We start from the raw sequence: 1,308 nt of genomic DNA on the forward strand, positions 1-1,308 counted from the left end.
CAGGCCGCAGGCACTTCGGAAGATTACAAGGAAGGGGTCGCCCATTTCCTGGAGAAACGATCGCCAAAATTCACGGGACGTTAAGATCACAGCTGCGTTTGATGGTGGACGCATCAGATCGGATGGCGGCGTCCGCCGCCAGCGGCTGCGAGCCACGAACCGCGCCACCGGCAGCGGGTGAGGCACGCCATGGCCGACATCCTGCGCGCCCGCATCTTTGCGATCGCCTGCGGCTACGAGGATGCCAACGGTCTCAATCGGCTGCGCACCGACCCGGCTTTCAAGCTTGCCTGTGGACGGTCGCCCGACAGGGGGCTCGACCTGCGCTCTCGGCCGACATGCTCGCGGCTGGAGTACCTGCCCGACCTCAAGACGTCATCCGCCTTGCCTTCACCGCCGCCCGGCCCGAGGCCAGCCTGTTGCGGGCGCTCGCCAGCACTCTGCAGCCCGCTGGACCATGACCGCCGGGGCAGCAGCCCGTCGAACCAGACATGCCGGGTGGGGGCGCAGCGGTTGCTTTTGGCGGGGATGACCGCGTCGACGCCGGCTTTGGCGGTCTCTTCGCGGATGGCGTCGGAGTCATAGCCCTTGTCCGCCAGGAGAGCCTCGATACGGTCGGCGATCATTCGAAACAGCACCGAAGCCTTGAATATCATGCGCCTGGCCAGGTCTCAGGACGTCAGGACGAAGCCGAGAGGTCGGCCTTTTCCGTCGCACAGCGCATGGAGTTTGGTGGTAAGCCGCCGCGCGATCGGCCAGGCGCCTCAGTTTCCTGAGTCCCCTTTTCGACTGCACAATGATGTGCCCGGACAACGTGCTATCGATCATGTCGGCGGTGGCATCGCATTCCACGACCTCGGCCTGTGTTTCGAGCAGTGCATCGAACACTCCTGTCGCGACCCATCGCCGGTATCGGCGGAAGACGCTGTTCCACTTGCCATATTCAACAGGCAGATGACGCCATTGCGCCCCGGTTCGGGCCATTCGCATCATGCCTTCGAAATAGCGCCGATTATCCTGCGCCGGAGGGCGCCCTCGACCCCGCTCTGCCGGCGAAGGATGTGACCTTGTCGCTCACGTTGGCGCGGCACGACTTTGCCGCGGCTCGCCCCATGGGTGTCCTCCATCTAGAGTCCAGATGATGGCGATATAGAAATTGCGTTTGACCCGCCGGACAGTTCATTGCCAGATTGAACAATTCTATTCGGTGAAATTCCCACCAACTCCTTTCTAGAAGGCAAAAAACTGAAGTTTTATCGTTTGGAAGATTCGACGTTTAAACACGGGTAAGCTCAGAACCGTGAACTG

Annotated in this window: 2 pseudogenes; one reads left to right on the forward strand and one right to left on the reverse strand. The window is 61.6% G+C overall.

What is annotated here, in order from left to right:
- Positions 1-43: 43 nt before the first annotated feature.
- Positions 44-372, forward strand: a pseudogene (locus tag AC0L17_RS34430) (transposase); the annotation flags it as partial.
- 207 nt (positions 373-579) lie between these two features.
- On the opposite strand, the pseudogene AC0L17_RS34435 reads toward AC0L17_RS34430, so the two are convergent.
- A pseudogene (locus AC0L17_RS34435) lies at positions 580-1,047 on the reverse strand (transposase); the annotation flags it as partial.
- Between the last annotated feature and the right edge of the window lie 261 nt (positions 1,048-1,308).

This window comes from Mesorhizobium sp. WSM4829, assembly GCF_055811475.1.